Source organism: Pseudomonas sp. DE0157, assembly GCF_007678615.1.
Taxonomy (GTDB): Bacteria; Pseudomonadota; Gammaproteobacteria; order Pseudomonadales; family Pseudomonadaceae; genus Aquipseudomonas; species Aquipseudomonas parafulva_B.
This window is the reverse complement of sequence record NZ_VEJN01000002.1, coordinates 289,160-305,494: the sequence shown is the minus strand read 5'-3', so window position 1 is coordinate 305,494 and position 16,335 is coordinate 289,160. Positions and strand designations below refer to the sequence as shown.

Below are 16,335 nucleotides of genomic sequence, written 5' to 3'. Positions count from 1 at the left end.
CTGACTTAGCTTATACACCGCCTGGCGCGACTGCCGTGAATGACTTGCCTGAGGGTTCTGGTCAACGACGCAGTGACAACGCATCAGGCTCGGTCACGTTACATGCTTTGTTAACAGGGAATCATAGCGGCAGCTTATGTCGGCGCTCGAACGGTCATCCTGGCAAGTCACATACCCCCCTTCGCTCGATTTTGGTCAGCAACTGACCCACGAGCAATTGCATCACTCCATGCAAGCCGCCATGTCCCGTCACCAGGGCGGGCCGGTGTGGCTGTTTGCCTATGGCTCTTTGATCTGGCGGCCCGAGTGCAGCGCGGTGGAGCGTCGACGTGCGCGGGTGCACGGTTACCACCGGGGCTTGTACCTGTGGTCGCACGAGCACCGTGGCACGCCCGAAACCCCAGGTTTGGTGTTTGGCCTGGATCGAGGCGGCTCGTGCAGCGGCTTTGCCTACAGGCTGGATGACGCGACACTCGATGCATCGCTGCGAGCCCTGTGGCAACGCGAAATGCCTTACCCCGCCTACCGCCCCCACTGGCTCAACTGTCGACTCGACGATGGCAGCAGGGTGCAGGCCCTGGGGTTCGTGTTGGAGCGGCACCTGCCTTGCTACGCGGGCAATCTGCCGGATAACGTGCTCAGCCACATACTGGCCAGCGCCAAAGGGCGTTATGGCACCACGCGCGATTACGTCGAGCAGACCCTTCATGCCCTGCGCAGCCACCATATGCCTGATCGCAACCTGGAAGCGCGCTTCAGGCGCTGTCACGATCTGCGCGAACGGTGATCACGCACGCGGCGGCACCACCACCAGCTTGCCGACCGCCTGGCGCTGGCCCAGCGTTTCGATGGCCGCACCCGCGTCGGCCAGGGCGTATGTCTGTGAAACGAGAGGCTTCAATTTGCCCTGCGCGTGCCAGGCAAACAGCTGCTTGAAGTTGGCCGCGTTATCCTCGGGTTGGCGCTGGGCAAACGCGCCCCAGAAGACGCCCAGTACCGCCGCCCCCTTGAGCAGCACAAGGTTGGCTGCCAATTGGGGAATGGTGCCGCTGGCAAAACCCACTACCAACAACCTACCGTTCCACGCCAGGCCCCTCACGGCGTGCTCGAACAGTTCGCCGCCTACCGGATCGTAAATCACATCCACACCTTTGCCATCGGTCAGACGCTTGATGGCCTCGCGCAGATTGTCCTGGCTGTAGTCGATCAGGTCATCGGCCCCAGCGGCACGGGCCACCGCGAGCTTTTGCGCACTGCTGGCAGCCGCGATGACCCGCGCCCCCATGGCTTTGCCGATCTCGACCGCCGCCAGGCCCACCCCGCCGGACGCGCCCAATACCAGCAAGGTCTCGCCGGTTTGCAATCGACCGCGCTGGTGCAAGGCGTGCATCGAGGTGCCGTAGGTCATGCCGAATGCGGCGGCGGTGATGAAGTCCATGCTGGCTGGCACGGGCATTACGTTGGAGGCGGGCACTGCCACTTGCTCGGCAAAAGCACCCCAGCCGGTCAGTGCCATGACCCGGTCACCCACCTTGAAGGCGCCCACCTTGGCGCCGACGGCTGCGACCGTGCCCGCGGCCTCTCCACCCGGTGAGAAGGGCAAGGGCGGCTGAAACTGGTATTTACCTTCTATGATCAAGGTATCGGGAAAGTTGACCCCAGCCGCCTGCACGTTCAACAGCACTTCGTTGGGCTTGGGCGTTGGGCTGGGCACGTCTTCCAGGACCAGTTCGCGGGCCGGGCCCAGGTGCTTGCATAGCAGCGCTTTCATCGTGGCCTATTCCTTTGCGGGTAATGGCCGATAAGTGTAGGAGGGCCGCCAGTTGGGTCAACGAGCATGGCTTGTCCTGATGGGCCGGCATAAGCCCAGGCTTGGGTTTGAACGATGTGCTGGTTAAGCTGGCGCCACCTGAATAGAGGAGCGATTTCGTGAAAGCGTGGATATTGATGGTGTTGGCACTGGTGTTACCCGCCGCAGCCGTGGCCGAGGAGGGCAAGGAGGGTGCGCCCAAGGTGGCCTATATCACGCTGACGCCGCCGTTCGTGGGCAACTATGCGCTCGATGGTGGTCCGCGCTTGCGGGTGTTCAAGGCGGACGTCGCATTGCGAGTGACCGGGGATGAGGCCGCCAAGGCGGTACAGCATCATGAACCACTGATCCGCAACCAGCTCGTCGCACTGTTCACTCAACAGACCGTGGACAGCATGAGCAATGTGGAGGCCAAGGAGCATTTACGTCAGGAGGCCCTAAAGCAGGTTCAGCAGGTGATGGAGACCGAAGAGGGCAAGCCGATCGTCGAGGACCTGCTGTTCAACAACCTGATCGTCCAGTGAGCGGCTGACCCGGTTTTCGGTCAGCCACTCAAGGCTGGGGTTCAAGGGAATGCCGGAGCGGGGCAGGTGCCTCAAACCATCGCCAGGATGGCCGTCCACTGCTCGGCCGTGACCGGCATGACCGACAGGCGACTGCCTTTTTGTACCAGCGCCAGCTCGGCCAGGGCTGGCTGTTGTTTCAACCAGCCCAGCTCAAGCACGCGCGGCAGGGTCCGCACGTGGGCCACGTCTACCGCACTCCACGGGTTCTTGTCGGGCGTGGCCTTGGCATCGTGGTAAGGGCTCTGCGGGTCCAGCGCAGTGGGGTCCGGATAGGCTGCGCGGATGACCTTGGCAATGCCGGCGATGCCGGGTTGAGGGCAGCTGGAATGGTAGAAGAAGAACGTGTCCCCCTCGCTCATCGCACGCATAAAGTTGCGCGCCTGGTAATTGCGTACACCGTCCCAACGAGCTTCGCCAAGGTGAGCCAGGCCTTCAATCGACAGTTCGTCGGGCTCGGACTTCATCAGCCAATAGGCCATGTTGTTTGCTCCAGAAATGCTTTGAAATAACTCGTTCCATCAAACCGACGGCCGGTTGACGTCAACGTTTGCGTGGTGGCTCAGGTTGTCGGAGAATGCGCCCCGTTTGAGGTGCGATGCTCAGGTACTACCCAGAAGTCGCCGAGCACTGAACAGTTTGCCTGGGGGGCAATCGTCGATGAATCAACGTAAAAAGCCGGACCTGCTGTGGGTCCTGGTGTTCATCTTTGGCTTGGGTGTGGTTACCACCGGTTATGCGCAGGGGATCTGGGAGCGCAAGCTGGATAACGCCTACCAGATGCCATACGAAGCTGGTCAGGCGCAACGCTGACCCTTCCCGGCACCGCTTAGCGCGGTGCCACGTACCAGTGACGATCCGAGACCGTTCCCTGCAAAGGCACGTCCCAACTGGCTTGTGCTAGCCGCTCGACCTTCTGGCACTCATGCGCCAAGCCTAGCAGCCGTGGTTTTTTCCAGGTCTGCCGACGGGCCAGGTAAGCCAGGCTGCGATCATAGAAGCCACCGCCCATGCCCAGTCGCCCTCCCGCGTCGTCGAAGCCCACCAGGGGCAGCAGAATCAGGTCCAGTGCCCACACCGGGCGTTGACGCCTGCGGTCAGTGGCCGGCTCAGGGATTCGGAAACGGTTGGGCGTGAGCTTCTCGCCCTTCTCGAATCGCTGAAACACCATGCGGGTGCGTGGCCATGCATGCAGCACCGGCAAGTACGTGCGCTTGCCGCGACGCTGCGCCTCGCGCAGCAACAATGCAGGGTCGATTTCGCCGTCGTTGGGCAGGTACAAGGCGATATGCCTGGCCTTGCGAAAGAGTGGATGCTGTGCCAGCAGACGGTACAGGCCTGCAGCGGCCTGACGCTGCTGGGCGGGCGTGAGCGCCCGGCGCGCGTTGCGCAGGTGCCTGCGAAGTTGAGGGCGGGTGAGCGTCGCGGTGTCGGTCATGGCACGGGCGATCCGAGAAGTGCTGGCCATTGCTGTCGGCCAAAACGACTTGCCCGCCGAGTGGCGGGCAAAGGAATTCGGGCTCCCCGATAAGACCGCTATCGGTGTAGCCCTTGAACCCGAAAGTTCAAGGTGGAGATTGCAGGGGACATTAAGGCTTTCCGTCGAGCGGACATGCACACCTGCCCCAGCGTGCAACCCCCGTGGTTGTGCGTATCGGCTCAGGGACATAACCGACTGGCGCATCCACCAGGGAGTGGCGCCAGTATAACAACCTCAGTTTTTTTTGGTACCCGTCTCGTCGGACAGCGCCTGGTCGACCCGGTCCAGCAAATCGCGCACCTGCTCGCGCGTGGCCCCGCCGGCCGGAGCCGCGCTGCGGTCTTCCTGGCGATGGAGCATCTCGTGGGTAATGTTCAACGCCGCCATGACCGCGATGCGGTCGGCACCGATCACCTTGCCGCTGCTGCGAATCTCGCGCATCTTGCTGTCCAGGTAGTGAGCTGCACTGACCAGGTTGTTGCGCTCTTCGGGCGGGCAGATGATCGAGTATTCCTTGTCGAGGATCTGCACGGTGACGCTATTGCTTGAACTCATGAGTCTTGCTCCAGGGCCTTGAGACGCAAGATCATCGACTCGACCTTGCGCCTGGCGATCTCGTTCTTTTCGATGAGGTGGGCGCGCTCTTCGCGCCAGGACTTTTCCTGAGCTACTAGGAGTGCATTTTGCCGTTTAAGTTGCTCGACACGCTCGATCAGCAGCTCGAATCGGCTCATCAGGGCCTGCAGGTCGTTCTCTTGCGTGGGTTGCACTCGATTCGCTCCGTCATTGACTCATCTTGCGATGATGCCTCTCCCTGGGCCGTGACTGCCAGTGCCGATGGTCTTGGCGCGCCTGCCGGTGCTAGGATACAAGGCCTTCATTCTAGTCATTGCGCCCTCCGGCGCCTAGCAGCCCATGCCCAATACTCAATCGCCCTACGTTGCTTTCGCCATGCTGCTTTCCAGCAATGGCCACCCCGTCACACCCGCCGAACTGCACGGCCTGCTCATCGGCCGCAGCTGTGCGGGTGCCGGCTTCGATGCCGACGGCTGGCTGGCCGATGCGGCCCAGTTGCTGGAAACCGAACCGCAAGACGCTGTGCGCAATGCCCTGATCGGCCTGCAGGAAATGGTCAAGGGCGAGCTTACCAGCGACGACATGGCGATCGTGCTGCTGCTGCCGTCCGATGATGCTGCGCTGACCGATCGCGCCACCGCCCTGGGGCAGTGGTGCCAAGGCTTTATCACAGGCTTCGGCCTGAACGCCGGTGGCAAAGACCTGTCCATCGAGGCCAAGGAAGTGCTCCAGGACCTGGTGGCCATCTCCCAGGTGCAGGAAGCGCTGGAAGAATCCGAGGACGGCGAAAGCGATTACATGGAAGTGATGGAATACCTGCGCGTCGCGCCGTTGCTGCTGTTTTCCGAACTGGCCAAGCCCGCAGCGCCTGCGCCCAAGCCTTCTCTGCACTGAACGACGGGGTAGTCTGCCCATGAGCCGCATTCCCAAGGCCGAATATGCCCGCCGGCGCAAGGCGCTGATGGCGCAGATGGTTCCCAACAGCATTGCCATCCTGCCTGCCGCCGCCGTTGCCATCCGCAACCGTGATGTGGAGCACGTGTATCGCCAGGACAGCGACTTTCAATACCTCAGTGGTTTTCCCGAGCCCGAGGCGGTCATTGCGTTGATACCTGGCCGTGAGCATGGCGAATACGTGATGTTCTGCCGCGAGCGCAATCCTGAGCGCGAGCTGTGGGACGGCTTGCGGGCCGGTCAGGAAGGTGCGGTGCGCGACTTCGGTGCTGACGACGCGTTTCCCATCGCCGACATTGACGAGATCCTGCCGGGCCTGATTGAAGGCCGCGAACGCGTCTACAGCGCCATGGGCAGCAATCCCGAGTTCGATCGCCGGCTGATGGACTGGATCAACGTGATCCGCTCCAAGGCCCGCCTCGGTGCACAGCCCCCGAACGAATTCGTTGCCCTGGATCACCTGCTGCACGACATGCGCCTGTATAAATCGGCGGCGGAAGTGAAAGTGATGCGCACGGCCGCCGAGATATCTGCCAAAGCCCATGTACGGGCGATGCAGGCTTGCCGCCCGGGCCTTCATGAGTACAGCCTGGAAGCCGAACTCGATTACGCCTTCCGCCAGGGCGGGGCAAAAATGCCGGCGTACGGGTCGATCGTCGCCGCAGGGCGCAATGGTTGCATCCTGCACTACCAGCAGAACGACGCGCCGCTCAAAGAGGGCGACCTGGTCCTGATCGACGCGGGCTGCGAAATCGATTGCTATGCCAGTGACATCACCCGCACCTTCCCCGTCAGCGGGCGGTTTTCACCGGAGCAGAAGGCGATCTATGAGCTGGTTCTCAGCGCCCAGGCAGCGGCGTTTGCCGAAATCGCCCCGGGCAAGCACTGGAACCATGCCCATGAAGCCACCGTGCGGGTGATCACCGAAGGGCTGGTTGAGCTGGGTCTGCTCAAGGGCGACGTGCAGGCGTTGATCGAGAGCGAGGCGTACCGGGCGTTCTACATGCACCGTGCCGGCCATTGGCTGGGCATGGATGTGCATGACGTGGGCGATTACAAGGTGGGCGGTGAGTGGCGGGTGCTCGAGCCAGGCATGGCCTTGACCGTCGAGCCCGGCATCTACATAGCAGCCGACAATGAAAGCGTGGCCAAGAAATGGCGCGGCATCGGCATTCGGATCGAGGATGATGTGGTGGTCACCAGGCAAGGCTGTGAAATCCTGACATCGGGCGTTCCCCGCACCGTCGCCGAGATCGAGGCGTTGATGCACGACGCGCGTCAGGCCAGCCTATGACCCAGGTGAATCTCGCGATCATCGGCGGCGGGCTGGTTGGGGCCAGCTTGGCGCTGACCCTGCAGGCAGGGGCCAAGGCGCGTGGTTGGAAAATCCTTCTCATTGAGCCCTTCGCCCCCGGCGACAGCTTCCAGCCTAGCTACGATGCGCGTTCTTCGGCGCTGTCGTTCGGTACCCGCCAGATCTACGATCGACTGGGCTTGTGGCCTGCCATCGAGCGGCGTGCCGAACCGATCGCCCAAATTCATGTCTCGGACCGGGGGCGCTTTGGTGCCACCCGCCTGGATGCGAGGGAAGAAGGCGTTCCGGCCTTGGGCTACGTGGTCGAGAATGCCTGGCTCGGGCAATGCCTGTGGCAGGGCCTGGACAGCGATGTGGTCAGTTGGCGCTGCCCGGCGGAAGTGACGTCGATGCAGGCTATCGAGGGCGGTTACCGTCTGCGCCTCAATGACGACACGCACATTGACTGCGACCTGGCGGTGCTGGCCGATGGTGGCCGCTCGGGCCTGCGTGAGCAACTGGGTATTCACGTCTGCCATACCCCTTACGAACAAAGCGCATTGATCGCCAACATCACCCCCGGCGAGCCTCACCGCGGGCAGGCCTTCGAGCGCTTCACCGAAGCCGGTCCCATGGCCTTGCTGCCGTTACCGGAAAACCGCTGCGCGCTGGTCTGGACACGGCAGGGCATGGATGCGCAGCGCCTGGCTGACATGGATGAGCGCAGTTTCCTGCGTGAATTGCAGGGCGTCTTCGGTTACCGCCTGGGCACCCTTCGGCAGGTAGGCGTACGGCATCTGTACCCGCTGTCGCTAATCGAGGCGCAGGAGCAGATCCGTCCCCACCTGGTCGTGCTAGGTAACGCTGCGCACAGCCTGCACCCCATCGCGGGGCAGGGATTCAACCTGTCACTGCGGGATGTGCAGTCCCTTGCCGAGGCGCTGCTTGCAGGGCCGCAACGGCCAGGTGACCTTGCGACCTTGCAGGCTTATGGCAAGCGCCAGCGCCTGGATCAAACGCTGACCATCGGGTTTTCCGATCAGGTGACGCGGCTGTTCGGCAGCGGCCAGCCTTTGCTCGCCGCAGGCCGTAACCTGGGTTTGCTGGGCCTTGACCTGCTGCCACCGGCCAAAAGCTGGTTCGCCCGTCAGGCCATGGGCCTGGGTACGCGTTCCGATGTACGGGGCAAGGCATGAACAACCCACGCAAACTGGCCCGGCGTGCGCGCGTCCTGCGCTGGATGCTGAACCTGTATCCGCCTTACCTGGGCGCAGGTATCCGTGTGCAGCACATTAGCCCTGACATGCGCAGCATCCGGGTGGCGATGAAGCTTACCCGCTGGAACCGCAACTACGTGGGCACCCAGTTCGGTGGCAGCCTCTACGCCATGGTCGACCCGTTCTACATGCTCTTGCTCATCGAACGGCTGGGGCGCGACTACATCGTCTGGGACAAGGCCGCCAGCATCGATTTCATCACCCCTGGCAAGGGCCCTGTGTATGCCGAGTTCCATGTCGATGACGCGCTGCTGGACGATATCCGCCAGCAGACCGCCACTGGCAAGAAATGCCTGCCCCGTTTGCAGGTCGATATCCGCGACGGCGCTGGTGAACTGGTGGCGCGGGTCGATAAAACCCTATACGTGCGGCTCAAGCCGCAAGCGAGGCTGGCGTAAGGCATGGAAACACGCGCAGATGTTCTGATCGTAGGTGCTGGTATGGTCGGCAGCGCGCTGGCGCTCGCATTGCGCCATAGCGGTCTGCAGGTGCTGCTGCTCGATGGCGGCCCCCTGGCAGTCAGGCCGTTCGACGCCAAGGCGCCGTTCGAGCCCAGGGTCAGTGCGTTGTCCGCGGCTAGCCAGCGTATTCTCGACCGCCTGGGCGCTTGGGAGGGCATTGCACGGCGGCGCGCGACGCCCTATTCCAATATGCAGGTTTGGGATGGCAGTGGCACTGGGCAGATTCACTTTTCCGCCACCAGCGTGCATGCGCAGGTGCTGGGCCATATCGTCGAGAACAAAGTGGTGCAGGATGCCTTGCTCGAACGCCTGCATGACAGCGACATCGGCCTGCTGCCCAATGCGCGCATGGAACAGCTGCGCCATTCCGGCGATGACTGGCTGATGACGCTGCACGACGGCCGGCAGCTGCGCGCACCGCTGGTCGTGGCTGCCGACGGTGCTCATTCTGCGGTTCGCCGCCTGGCTGGGTGTGAAACGCGCGAGTGGGATTACTTGCACCACGCCATCGTCACCAGCGTGCGTTGTGCCCAAAATCACCAAGCCACCGCCTGGCAACGCTTCACCGACGATGGCCCGCTCGCCTTCCTCCCTTTGACCCGAGACGGCAAGCAGGACTGGTGCTCGATCGTGTGGTCAACCACGCCGGTCGAGGCCGAGCGGCTGATGGCGCTGGATGAGCCAGCCTTCCTCAGGGCGCTGGAGCGTGCATTCGAGGGCCGCCTCGGAACGGTGCTGCAAGCTGACCCGCGGCTGTGCGTACCCCTGCGCCAGCGGCATGCCAAGCGATACGTGGAAGCCGGCCTTGCGTTGATCGGTGATGCGGCCCACACCATTCATCCGCTGGCAGGGCAAGGGGTGAACCTGGGGTTCCTTGACGCGGCGGTACTGGCCGAAGTCCTGATGGACGCCTGCAAGCGGGGGGAAAGGCTGGCCGATGTCAAGGTGCTGAGCCGCTATGAGCGTCGACGCATGCCGCACAACCTGGCGCTGATGGCAGCCATGGAAGGATTCGAGCGGCTGTTCCAGGCCGACAAGTTGCCGCTGCGCTGGCTGCGCAACAGTGGCTTGAAGCTGGTCGAGCAGTTGCCGGAGGCAAAAGCCGTATTCGTGCGCCAGGCGCTCGGCTTGAGTGGCGACTTGCCGGATCTTGCCAAGGCGTGAAGGCTGCTCAGGGCCTACTGTCGAGTATGGATACGTGGCGGACCCTGGCACATAGCAACATCCAGTAACGGCAATGGGGGTGAGGGTTCAAATGGGATTCACTACCATCTGCGCCTCTCTAATCGATCGAGGAGCGCCTTCCATGTTGCCACGCAAGTCCCTACTGGCCGCCCTGGCCCTGAGCGTTGTCGGTGGTACCGTGCAGGCAGCTGACGAGGTCGTGGTCTATTCCTCGCGTATCGACGAGCTGATCAAGCCAGTGTTCGACGCCTACACGGCCGAGACCGGGGTCAAGGTCAAGTTCATCACCGACAAGGAAGCCCCCCTGATGCAGCGCATCAAGGCCGAGGGCGAGCACGGTGTGGCGGATCTTCTGCTCACCGTCGACGCAGGCAACCTGTGGCAGGCTGAGCAGATGGGCATCCTGCAGCCGATCCGATCCGAGATCATCGAGCGCAACATCCCGCCTCAATACCGTGCCTCGTCCCACGACTGGACCGGCCTGAGCCTGAGGGCGCGCACCATCATCTACTCCACCGAACGGGTCAAGCCGGCCGAGCTCAGCACCTATGAAGCCCTGGCCGACAAGCAGTGGGAAGGTCGGCTGTGCCTGCGCACGGCGAAGAAGGTGTACAACCAGTCCCTGACCGCCACCCTGATCGAAAGCCATGGTGAGGCGAAGGCCGAGCAGATCGTCAAGGGCTGGGTCAATAACCTCTCCACCGACGTGTTCTCGGATGACAACGCCGTGATCCAGGCCGTCGAGGCGGGTCAGTGCGACGTGGGCGTGGTGAACACCTATTATTACGGCCGGCTGCACAAGCAGAACCCCAACCTGCCGGTGAAGATCTTCTGGCCCAACCAGCAAGACCGTGGCGTGCACGTAAACCTCTCCGGCATCGGCCTGACCAAGCACGCGCCTCATCCTGAGGCCGCAACAAAGCTGGTCGAATGGATGACCGGTGAACAGGCGCAGAAGTTGTTCGCCGACCTCAATCAGGAATTTCCGGCCAACCCCCAGGTCAAGCCCTCTGACGAAGTCGCCGCGTGGGGCGACTTCAAGGCCGACAGCATTGCGGTGGAAGTGGCCGGCAAGCGGCAGGCCGAAGCCATCCGCCTGATGGACCGTGCTGGCTGGAACTGAGCGGCGCTCCCTGCCCGAGAGGCCTGCCGAGGCCTCTTCGTGGGTCCTGCAGCGACCCGTCATCGAGACATAACGTGCCCTACACCCACCGTCGTCGCTGGTACCTCCCCGTCACTCTGATCGCCGGCCTCGTGCTGCTGCCCCTGAGCGTGCTGCTGTTGTCGTGGCAGTCGATCGACCTGCAGATCTGGTCACACCTGCTCGACACGCAGATGGGGCGCTTGCTGGGCAACACCGTTACCTTGGTGGTGGGGGTCGGTCTGGGTGTCACCTTGCTCGGTGTCAGCCTGGCCTGGCTCACCAGCCTGTGCGAGTTTCCGGGCCGTCGCTGGCTGGATTGGGCGCTGATGTTGCCGTTCGCCATTCCGGCGTACGTCCTGGCCTTCGTCTTCGTAGGTTTGCTGGACTTCGCCGGCCCGGTGCAGAGTGCCCTGCGCGAGGCTTTCGGGCCCATGCGCCTGCCGCGGGTGCGCTCTACCGGCGGCGTGATCATCGTGCTGGTGCTGGTGTTCTATCCGTATGTCTACCTGCTGGCACGCACAGCGTTTCTTGCCCAGGGCAAAGGGTTGATGGAGGCCGCCCGGGTGTTGGGGCTCTCGCCCTGGCAGGCATTCTGGCGGGTGGCCCTGCCCATGGCCCGACCTGCCATCGGGGCGGGCATCGCCTTGGCCCTGATGGAAACCCTCGCCGACTTCGGCGCCGTGGCGGTCTTCAACTTCGACACGTTCACGACCGCCATCTACAAGACCTGGTATGGCTTCTTCAGCCTGTCCAGCGCTGCGCAATTGGCCAGTTTGCTGTTGCTGGCCGTCATGCTGGTGCTGTACGGCGAGCGCCGTGCGCGGGGCGCCAACCACAGCGCCAGTGAACGCCCCAGAGGCCAGGCGCTGTACCGCCTGCAGGGTGGCAAGGCCGTGCTGGCCAGCGGCTGGTGCCTGTTGGTCTTCGCCTGCGCATTCGTCATCCCTTTGCTGCAACTGCTGGTGTGGTTCTGGCAGCGCGGGCGCCACGATCTGGATGAGCGCTACATCGGCCTGGTGCTTCATACCCTATACCTGGGCGGCGTTGCAGCGCTGGTGACGGTCTGCGTGGCGCTGCTACTGGCCTTTGCCCGGCGCCAGGCGCCCATGCCGGGCATTCGCGTCGGTGTAGGGCTCGCCAACATGGGCTACGCCTTGCCCGGCTCGGTACTGGCGGTGTCGATCATGCTGGCCTTCAGCTACCTGGACAGCCAGGTCGTCGCGCCGCTGTCCAGCTGGCTGGGAGGCGCGGGCAGGCCATTGCTGCTGGGCAGCCTTGCAGCATTGCTGCTGGCCTATGTGATTCGTTTCATCGCCGTGGCCTACGGCCCGCTGGAGAGCAGCCTGGAACGGATTCGTCCCTCGTTGGCGCAGGCATCGCGCAGCCTGGGTGTGGGCGGGGTGCGGCTGTTCATCAAGGTGTACTTGCCGCTGCTGCTGCCAGGCGCACTGAGCGCGGCGTTGCTGGTGTTCGTCGATGTGCTCAAGGAGATGCCGGCTACCCTGCTGATGCGTCCTTTTGGCTGGGATACGCTGGCGGTACGGGTGTTCGAGATGACCAGCGAGGGTGAATGGGCGCGGGCGTCGCTGCCGGCATTGACGCTGGTGGTGGTCGGGCTGCTGCCGGTCATTGGCCTGATACGCCGCTCGGCGCGCAGGCCAGGCCATTCCTGCTAAGGGTGTCAGCTTGCGCCCTTGCCGCTACAATGCGCGGCACTCGCGCAGCAGGCAATCAAAACAACGCTGTTCACACAGCTGAAGGCCATGAGCCTTCCACTGCTGCCGCTTCGCCACGCCCGGAAGGAGAAACCCATGGGACAGCGCACGCTTTTGTACGACCTGCATCTGGCGCTTGGTGCCAAGACGGTCGATTTCGGTGGCTGGGACATGCCGCTGCACTATGGCTCGCAGGTCGATGAGCACCACCAGGTGCGCAGTGACTGTGGGGTCTTCGACGTGTCCCACATGACCGTCATTGATATCCGGGGCGATGCGGCCACGGCTTGGTTGCAGCGGCTGCTGGCCAATGATGTCGCCCGGCTCGATCAGGTTGGCAAGGCACTCTACAGCCCGATGCTGCATGAGCAGGGCGGGGTGATCGATGACTTGATCGCCTACCGCACGGCGACCGGTTACCGCCTGGTCACCAACGCTGCCACCCGAGCCCGGGTGCTGGAGTGGCTGGACCAGCAGCGTGATGGGCTTGCCGTCGACGTTCAGGTTCGTCCGGACCTCGCCATTCTTGCCGTTCAGGGCCCGAACGCGCGCGAGAAGGTAGCTGCTTTGGTCAGTGCCTCGCGGGCCGCTCTGATACGCACGCTACGCCCCTTCGAAGGGGTGATGGACGGGGACTGGTTCATCGCGCGCACCGGCTATACCGGCGAAGATGGCCTGGAGTTGATCTTTCCGGGTGACCAGGCCGTGGCCTTTTTCAACGACCTGGTCGGCGCCGGTATCGCGCCCAGCGGCTTGGGGGCTCGCGACACGTTGCGGCTCGAAGCCGGCATGCACCTTTACGGGCAGGACATCGACGAGCAGCATACGCCGTTATCGTGCAACCTGGGCTGGAGCATCGCCTGGGAGCCGGCAAGCCGAAACTTCATCGGCCGCGCGGCACTGTTGGCGGAAATCGAGCGGGGCGTACAGGAAAAGCTCGTGGGTTTGGTACTGGAGGAGCGTGGTGTCCTGCGCGCCCACCAGGTGGTCCGTGTGGCGGGAATTGGCGAAGGAGAGATCACCAGTGGTAGTTTCTCACCTACGCTGAGCAAGTCCATTGCCCTGGCACGCGTGCCCATGGCCACGGGCGACCGGGCCGAAGTGGAAATTCGTGGCAAGTGGTACCCGGTGCGCGTGGTCAGGCCGACTTTCGTGCGCCACGGCAAGATCCTGATCTGATCCATCATCAAACGGCGGGCGTACCGCTGAGCCAATCGAGGAATTCAAGACATGAGCACTATCCCCGCCGAACTTCGTTTTGCCCAAAGCCATGAATGGGCCCGCCTGGAAGCCGACGGTACCGTCACGGTAGGCATCAGTGACCATGCGCAGGAAGCGCTAGGTGACGTGGTATTCGTCGAGCTGGCCGAAGTGGGCAAGGTGTTTGCCGCAGGCGACGCGGCCGGTGTCGTGGAGTCGGTCAAGGCCGCGTCCGACATCTACGCCCCGGTCGGTGGCGAAGTGATCGCGGTCAACGAGGCGTTGGCCGACAGCCCTGAACAACTAAACGAGCAGCCCTACGACGCATGGATCTTCAAGCTCAAGCCGAGCAGCCAGGCCGATCTGGAGAAACTGCTGGATGCGGCTGGCTACAAGGCCGCCATTGGCGAGTAAGCCGTCCTTGCGTCACCGGCAGAAAGCACTCGCAGCCAGGGGTTGAAGACCTCCCGGCGCGAGTTAGCCGGCGTTGAGGCCGGCGCTGTACCGATCAGTCGGCTATTGCATGCTTGGCCAGAATGGCATTGGCCAGCTCCATGTCAGACGCGTGAAGCCCTGGATGTTCCGCACGCACCTGCTTGATTGCCGACTCCAGGAATGGCCCACGGATGGCGCCTTCACTGGCTACGAAGCTGCCAGCATCATCCTGCGCCGCCATTACCAACTTGTGGTCACGCGAGGTCAGGTAGGTCGAGCCGGTGGTTGCACCGGAAGAGATCACATTACGCCAGAAGGAATCGGCCATGGCCGAGCCCACAGGCAGCGCGAGCAGGGCTGCGGCAGCGATGGCAGTGTTGAGACGCATGATGAGACACCTCGAAGGTGAGGGTTGAAGATGTGCGGTTGGATGCTCGCGAACCTGCCAAGTTCCTGGGCCTGCCGCTTCTGATCAGCTGCATGCACGCAGTACTTCGTCAGCCAGGGTTTGCCCACACGCAACCTTGGCCTCGCCGCAGCGGCGCAGGTCCACAAGGCCATCTGCCTGGGCCTGGCGTCGCAATTGCGCAAGGTCCGTATGAGGGCCGATCAGGGCACGCAGGTTGTCGCTGGGTTCGAGTAATTCGAACAAGCCGGTACGCCCATGAAAACCCGTGCCGCGGCACGTTCTGCAGCTGGCTGCGTCGCGCCCCTGGCACTGGCTGCACAGCGTGCGCACAAGGCGCTGGGCCATCACGGCAATCAATGTCGCTTTGATCAAGTAGTCAGCCACACCCAGTTCTTGCAGGCGGATGATCGCGGCACAGGCGTCGTTGGTGTGCAGGGTAGACAGCACCAGGTGCCCGGTAAGGGCGGCCTGCACGGCCACCCGTGCGGTGTCGGGGTCCCGTATTTCGCCGATCATGATGATGTCCGGATCCTGGCGCAGCATAGCGCGCACGCCGTTGGCAAAGCCCAGGTCCAGGGCCGGCTGCACCTGAAACTGGTTGAACCCGGGTTCGAGCCGTTCGATGGGGTCCTCGATGGTGCACAGGTTGACCTGCGGGGTGGCCAATAGCTTGAGGCTGGCGTACAGCGTGCTGGTCTTGCCTGAGCCCGTAGGCCCTGTGACCAGGATGATGCCCTGGCGCCGTTGCAGCAGGCCTTGCCATTGACCCAATTGCTGCCCCTGAAGACCGAGCCGATCAAAGCTCTCGTGCAGCTGCTGCGGGTCGAACAGGCGCAATACCAGTTTTTCACCAAAGGCAGTGGGCAGGGTCGACAAACGCAGCTCCACCTCGCTCCCGTTTGGCAGGCGGCTTTGCAGTCGGCCATCCTGAGGCCTGCGTTTTTCCGCGACGTCCATGCGCCCAAGGTGCTTCAGGCGGCTGATCAAGGCCACTGCGACTGCGGCGGGGAAAACATAGACGGTGTGCAACAGGCCATCGATGCGATAGCGCAAGTGGCCCTGGTCGCGGCGCGGCTCCAGATGGATGTCGCTGGCGCGCTGGTCGATCGCGTAGTGCAGCAGCCAGTCGACGATATGCACGATATGCGCGTCATCCGCGTTGGCCTGCGAGTGACGCTTGCCCAGCTCCAGCCACTGCTCGAGTTCGCCGAAGCGGTTCGATTGCTGGTGGTGCGCGCCCTTGACCGACTGCGCCAGGCGCTGGAAGGGTTCACCGGCCTGACGCATCTGCACAGGGCTTGCGAGCACTCGCCGCACGGTTCGTCCAAGGCTCAGGGCCAGATCGGCCTGCCAACGGCACTGATAGGGCTGTGCGCTGGCCACGGTGACGCTCGCCGCGTCAGCTGCCACGATGAGAATGCCGTGGCTCTGCGCAAAGGCTGGGGACACCAGCTCAGCCACCTGCTGCAGGTCGATTTGCAGCGGATCGATACGCAGATAGGGCAGGCCCGTCTTGGCAGCCAGCCATTGGCAAAGCCGATCCAGGTCCAGTACTTGCCCCGGATGGAGGCGGTCGGCAAGGTTGCAGGCGGCCACTTGCTCCAGCGGATGATCGGCAGGGTGATCGACGGCATGTTCAAGTACACGCACGCTATCGCTGGCGTGCAGGCGCTGGTCAATGAGCAAGGCTTCGAGCACCCGATGCAGATCGAGTGCCAGGGTATCGGGGTTGTGCATAAAGGCGTCCGTGCCTGATCAAGAAGACCCGATCAAGGCTAGTTCAGCCTCCGCCAAAGCCGAATCGAAAGGATGTCAGGGTTTTGCCTGAGGGC

Annotated in this window: 19 protein-coding genes and 1 other RNA gene; 12 read left to right on the top strand and 8 right to left on the bottom strand. The window is 63.2% G+C overall.

The genetic code is table 11. From position 1 onward, the window contains the following. Positions 1-136: 136 nt before the first annotated feature. On the top strand, positions 137-787 hold the full coding sequence (locus FS777_RS04140; protein WP_058602821.1) for a gamma-glutamylcyclotransferase: 651 nt from the start codon (positions 137-139) through the stop codon (positions 785-787). Here FS777_RS04140 and FS777_RS04135 read toward each other — a convergent pair whose 3' ends face one another. Beyond that, on the bottom strand, positions 788-1,771 hold the full coding sequence (locus FS777_RS04135; RefSeq protein ID WP_058638193.1) for an NADPH:quinone oxidoreductase family protein: 984 nt from the start codon (positions 1,769-1,771) through the stop codon (positions 788-790). A gap of 158 nt (positions 1,772-1,929) precedes the next feature. On the opposite strand from FS777_RS04135, the gene FS777_RS04130 reads away from it, so the two are divergent. After that, entirely contained in the window at positions 1,930-2,334 is a 405-nt protein-coding gene (locus tag FS777_RS04130) for a flagellar basal body-associated protein FliL (RefSeq protein ID WP_058638192.1), read from the top strand. Positions 2,335-2,405: 71 nt separating this feature from the next. On the opposite strand, the gene FS777_RS04125 is transcribed toward FS777_RS04130, so the two are convergent. Beyond that, positions 2,406-2,855 carry an EVE domain-containing protein gene (locus FS777_RS04125; protein ID WP_058638191.1) on the bottom strand — a complete coding sequence of 150 codons (450 nt, stop codon included), beginning with the start codon at positions 2,853-2,855 and terminating at the stop codon, positions 2,406-2,408. Between the two features lie 178 nt (positions 2,856-3,033). On the opposite strand from FS777_RS04125, the gene FS777_RS21360 reads away from it, so the two are divergent. After that, positions 3,034-3,186 (top strand): hypothetical protein, encoded by a 153-nt coding sequence (locus FS777_RS21360; RefSeq protein WP_023532702.1) that lies wholly within the window; start codon positions 3,034-3,036, stop codon positions 3,184-3,186. A 16-nt stretch (positions 3,187-3,202) separates the two neighbouring features. Here the strand turns inward: FS777_RS21360 and FS777_RS04120 are convergent, their stop codons facing one another. The 4 genes from FS777_RS04120 to FS777_RS04105 all read right to left on the bottom strand — a co-directional run bounded on the left by FS777_RS04120 (position 3,203) and on the right by FS777_RS04105 (position 4,587). Beyond that, entirely contained in the window at positions 3,203-3,811 is a 609-nt protein-coding gene (locus FS777_RS04120; RefSeq protein WP_058602825.1) for a 5-formyltetrahydrofolate cyclo-ligase, read from the bottom strand. 79 nt (positions 3,812-3,890) lie between these two features. Continuing rightward, positions 3,891-4,070, bottom strand: a non-coding RNA gene (gene ssrS / locus FS777_RS04115) — 6S RNA. A gap of 17 nt (positions 4,071-4,087) precedes the next feature. Continuing rightward, positions 4,088-4,408 carry a cell division protein ZapA gene (locus FS777_RS04110; protein WP_023532287.1) on the bottom strand — a complete coding sequence of 107 codons (321 nt, stop codon included), beginning with the start codon at positions 4,406-4,408 and terminating at the stop codon, positions 4,088-4,090. Further along, a complete protein-coding gene (locus FS777_RS04105; RefSeq protein WP_033693939.1) occupies positions 4,405-4,587 on the bottom strand; it encodes a TIGR02449 family protein in 183 nt (60 codons plus the stop codon). The genes FS777_RS04110 and FS777_RS04105 overlap by 4 nt, the downstream gene beginning before the upstream one ends. A gap of 181 nt (positions 4,588-4,768) precedes the next feature. Here FS777_RS04105 and FS777_RS04100 point away from each other — a divergent pair, with 181 nt between their 5' ends. The 9 genes from FS777_RS04100 (at position 4,769) to gcvH (ending at position 14,073) form a co-directional block, all read left to right on the top strand. Then, complete coding sequence (locus FS777_RS04100; protein WP_027913422.1) at positions 4,769-5,323, top strand: YecA family protein; 555 nt, start codon at positions 4,769-4,771, stop codon at positions 5,321-5,323. Positions 5,324-5,342: 19 nt separating this feature from the next. Next, entirely contained in the window at positions 5,343-6,677 is a 1,335-nt protein-coding gene (pepP, locus tag FS777_RS04095; protein WP_058602826.1) for a Xaa-Pro aminopeptidase, read from the top strand. Further along, the gene (ubiH, locus tag FS777_RS04090; RefSeq protein ID WP_058638189.1) at positions 6,674-7,873 is read left to right on the top strand and encodes a 2-octaprenyl-6-methoxyphenyl hydroxylase; all 1,200 of its coding nucleotides are present in this window, start codon (positions 6,674-6,676) and stop codon (positions 7,871-7,873) included. Before pepP ends, ubiH begins: the two co-directional genes overlap by 4 nt. Further along, positions 7,870-8,352, top strand: a complete 483-nt coding sequence (locus tag FS777_RS04085; protein ID WP_058638188.1) for a DUF4442 domain-containing protein — start codon at positions 7,870-7,872, stop codon at positions 8,350-8,352. The genes ubiH and FS777_RS04085 overlap by 4 nt, the downstream gene beginning before the upstream one ends. Before the next feature lie 3 nt (positions 8,353-8,355). Continuing rightward, a complete protein-coding gene (locus tag FS777_RS04080) occupies positions 8,356-9,579 on the top strand; it encodes a 2-octaprenyl-3-methyl-6-methoxy-1,4-benzoquinol hydroxylase (protein ID WP_145254082.1) in 1,224 nt (407 codons plus the stop codon). A 142-nt stretch (positions 9,580-9,721) separates the two neighbouring features. Then, complete coding sequence (locus FS777_RS04075) at positions 9,722-10,723, top strand: extracellular solute-binding protein (protein ID WP_058602829.1); 1,002 nt, start codon at positions 9,722-9,724, stop codon at positions 10,721-10,723. Between the two features lie 74 nt (positions 10,724-10,797). Next, positions 10,798-12,420, top strand: coding sequence for an iron ABC transporter permease (locus FS777_RS04070; RefSeq protein ID WP_058638185.1), 1,623 nt, complete (start codon positions 10,798-10,800; stop codon positions 12,418-12,420). A gap of 135 nt (positions 12,421-12,555) precedes the next feature. Then, positions 12,556-13,638: a glycine cleavage system aminomethyltransferase GcvT gene (gcvT, locus tag FS777_RS04065; RefSeq protein WP_058638184.1), complete on the top strand. Its 1,083-nt coding sequence runs from the start codon at positions 12,556-12,558 to the stop codon at positions 13,636-13,638. Between the two features lie 51 nt (positions 13,639-13,689). Further along, complete coding sequence (gcvH, locus tag FS777_RS04060; RefSeq protein WP_058638183.1) at positions 13,690-14,073, top strand: glycine cleavage system protein GcvH; 384 nt, start codon at positions 13,690-13,692, stop codon at positions 14,071-14,073. Between the two features lie 94 nt (positions 14,074-14,167). Here gcvH and FS777_RS04055 read toward each other — a convergent pair whose 3' ends face one another. Both FS777_RS04055 and FS777_RS04050 read right to left on the bottom strand, forming a co-directional pair. Further along, positions 14,168-14,482: a DUF2388 domain-containing protein gene (locus FS777_RS04055; RefSeq protein WP_058638182.1), complete on the bottom strand. Its 315-nt coding sequence runs from the start codon at positions 14,480-14,482 to the stop codon at positions 14,168-14,170. 84 nt (positions 14,483-14,566) lie between these two features. Next, positions 14,567-16,240, bottom strand: coding sequence for a GspE/PulE family protein (locus FS777_RS04050; protein ID WP_058638181.1), 1,674 nt, complete (start codon positions 16,238-16,240; stop codon positions 14,567-14,569). Between the last annotated feature and the right edge of the window lie 95 nt (positions 16,241-16,335).

Coding starts and splice junctions, on each gene's coding strand:
- FS777_RS04100 (WP_027913422.1), top strand. CDS start 4,769: ATGCCCAATACTCAATCGCCCTACGTTGCTTTCGCCATGCTGCTTTCC.
- gcvH (WP_058638183.1), top strand. CDS start 13,690: ATGAGCACTATCCCCGCCGAACTTCGTTTTGCCCAAAGCCATGAATGG.
- FS777_RS04140 (WP_058602821.1), top strand. CDS start 137: ATGTCGGCGCTCGAACGGTCATCCTGGCAAGTCACATACCCCCCTTCG.
- FS777_RS04050 (WP_058638181.1), bottom strand. CDS start 16,240: ATGCACAACCCCGATACCCTGGCACTCGATCTGCATCGGGTGCTCGAA.
- pepP (WP_058602826.1), top strand. CDS start 5,343: ATGAGCCGCATTCCCAAGGCCGAATATGCCCGCCGGCGCAAGGCGCTG.
- gcvT (WP_058638184.1), top strand. CDS start 12,556: ATGGGACAGCGCACGCTTTTGTACGACCTGCATCTGGCGCTTGGTGCC.
- FS777_RS04125 (WP_058638191.1), bottom strand. CDS start 2,855: ATGGCCTATTGGCTGATGAAGTCCGAGCCCGACGAACTGTCGATTGAA.
- FS777_RS04085 (WP_058638188.1), top strand. CDS start 7,870: ATGAACAACCCACGCAAACTGGCCCGGCGTGCGCGCGTCCTGCGCTGG.
- ubiH (WP_058638189.1), top strand. CDS start 6,674: ATGACCCAGGTGAATCTCGCGATCATCGGCGGCGGGCTGGTTGGGGCC.
- FS777_RS04080 (WP_145254082.1), top strand. CDS start 8,356: ATGGAAACACGCGCAGATGTTCTGATCGTAGGTGCTGGTATGGTCGGC.
- FS777_RS04120 (WP_058602825.1), bottom strand. CDS start 3,811: ATGACCGACACCGCGACGCTCACCCGCCCTCAACTTCGCAGGCACCTG.
- FS777_RS04055 (WP_058638182.1), bottom strand. CDS start 14,482: ATGCGTCTCAACACTGCCATCGCTGCCGCAGCCCTGCTCGCGCTGCCT.
- FS777_RS21360 (WP_023532702.1), top strand. CDS start 3,034: ATGAATCAACGTAAAAAGCCGGACCTGCTGTGGGTCCTGGTGTTCATC.
- FS777_RS04105 (WP_033693939.1), bottom strand. CDS start 4,587: ATGAGCCGATTCGAGCTGCTGATCGAGCGTGTCGAGCAACTTAAACGG.
- FS777_RS04075 (WP_058602829.1), top strand. CDS start 9,722: ATGTTGCCACGCAAGTCCCTACTGGCCGCCCTGGCCCTGAGCGTTGTC.
- FS777_RS04110 (WP_023532287.1), bottom strand. CDS start 4,408: ATGAGTTCAAGCAATAGCGTCACCGTGCAGATCCTCGACAAGGAATAC.
- FS777_RS04135 (WP_058638193.1), bottom strand. CDS start 1,771: ATGAAAGCGCTGCTATGCAAGCACCTGGGCCCGGCCCGCGAACTGGTC.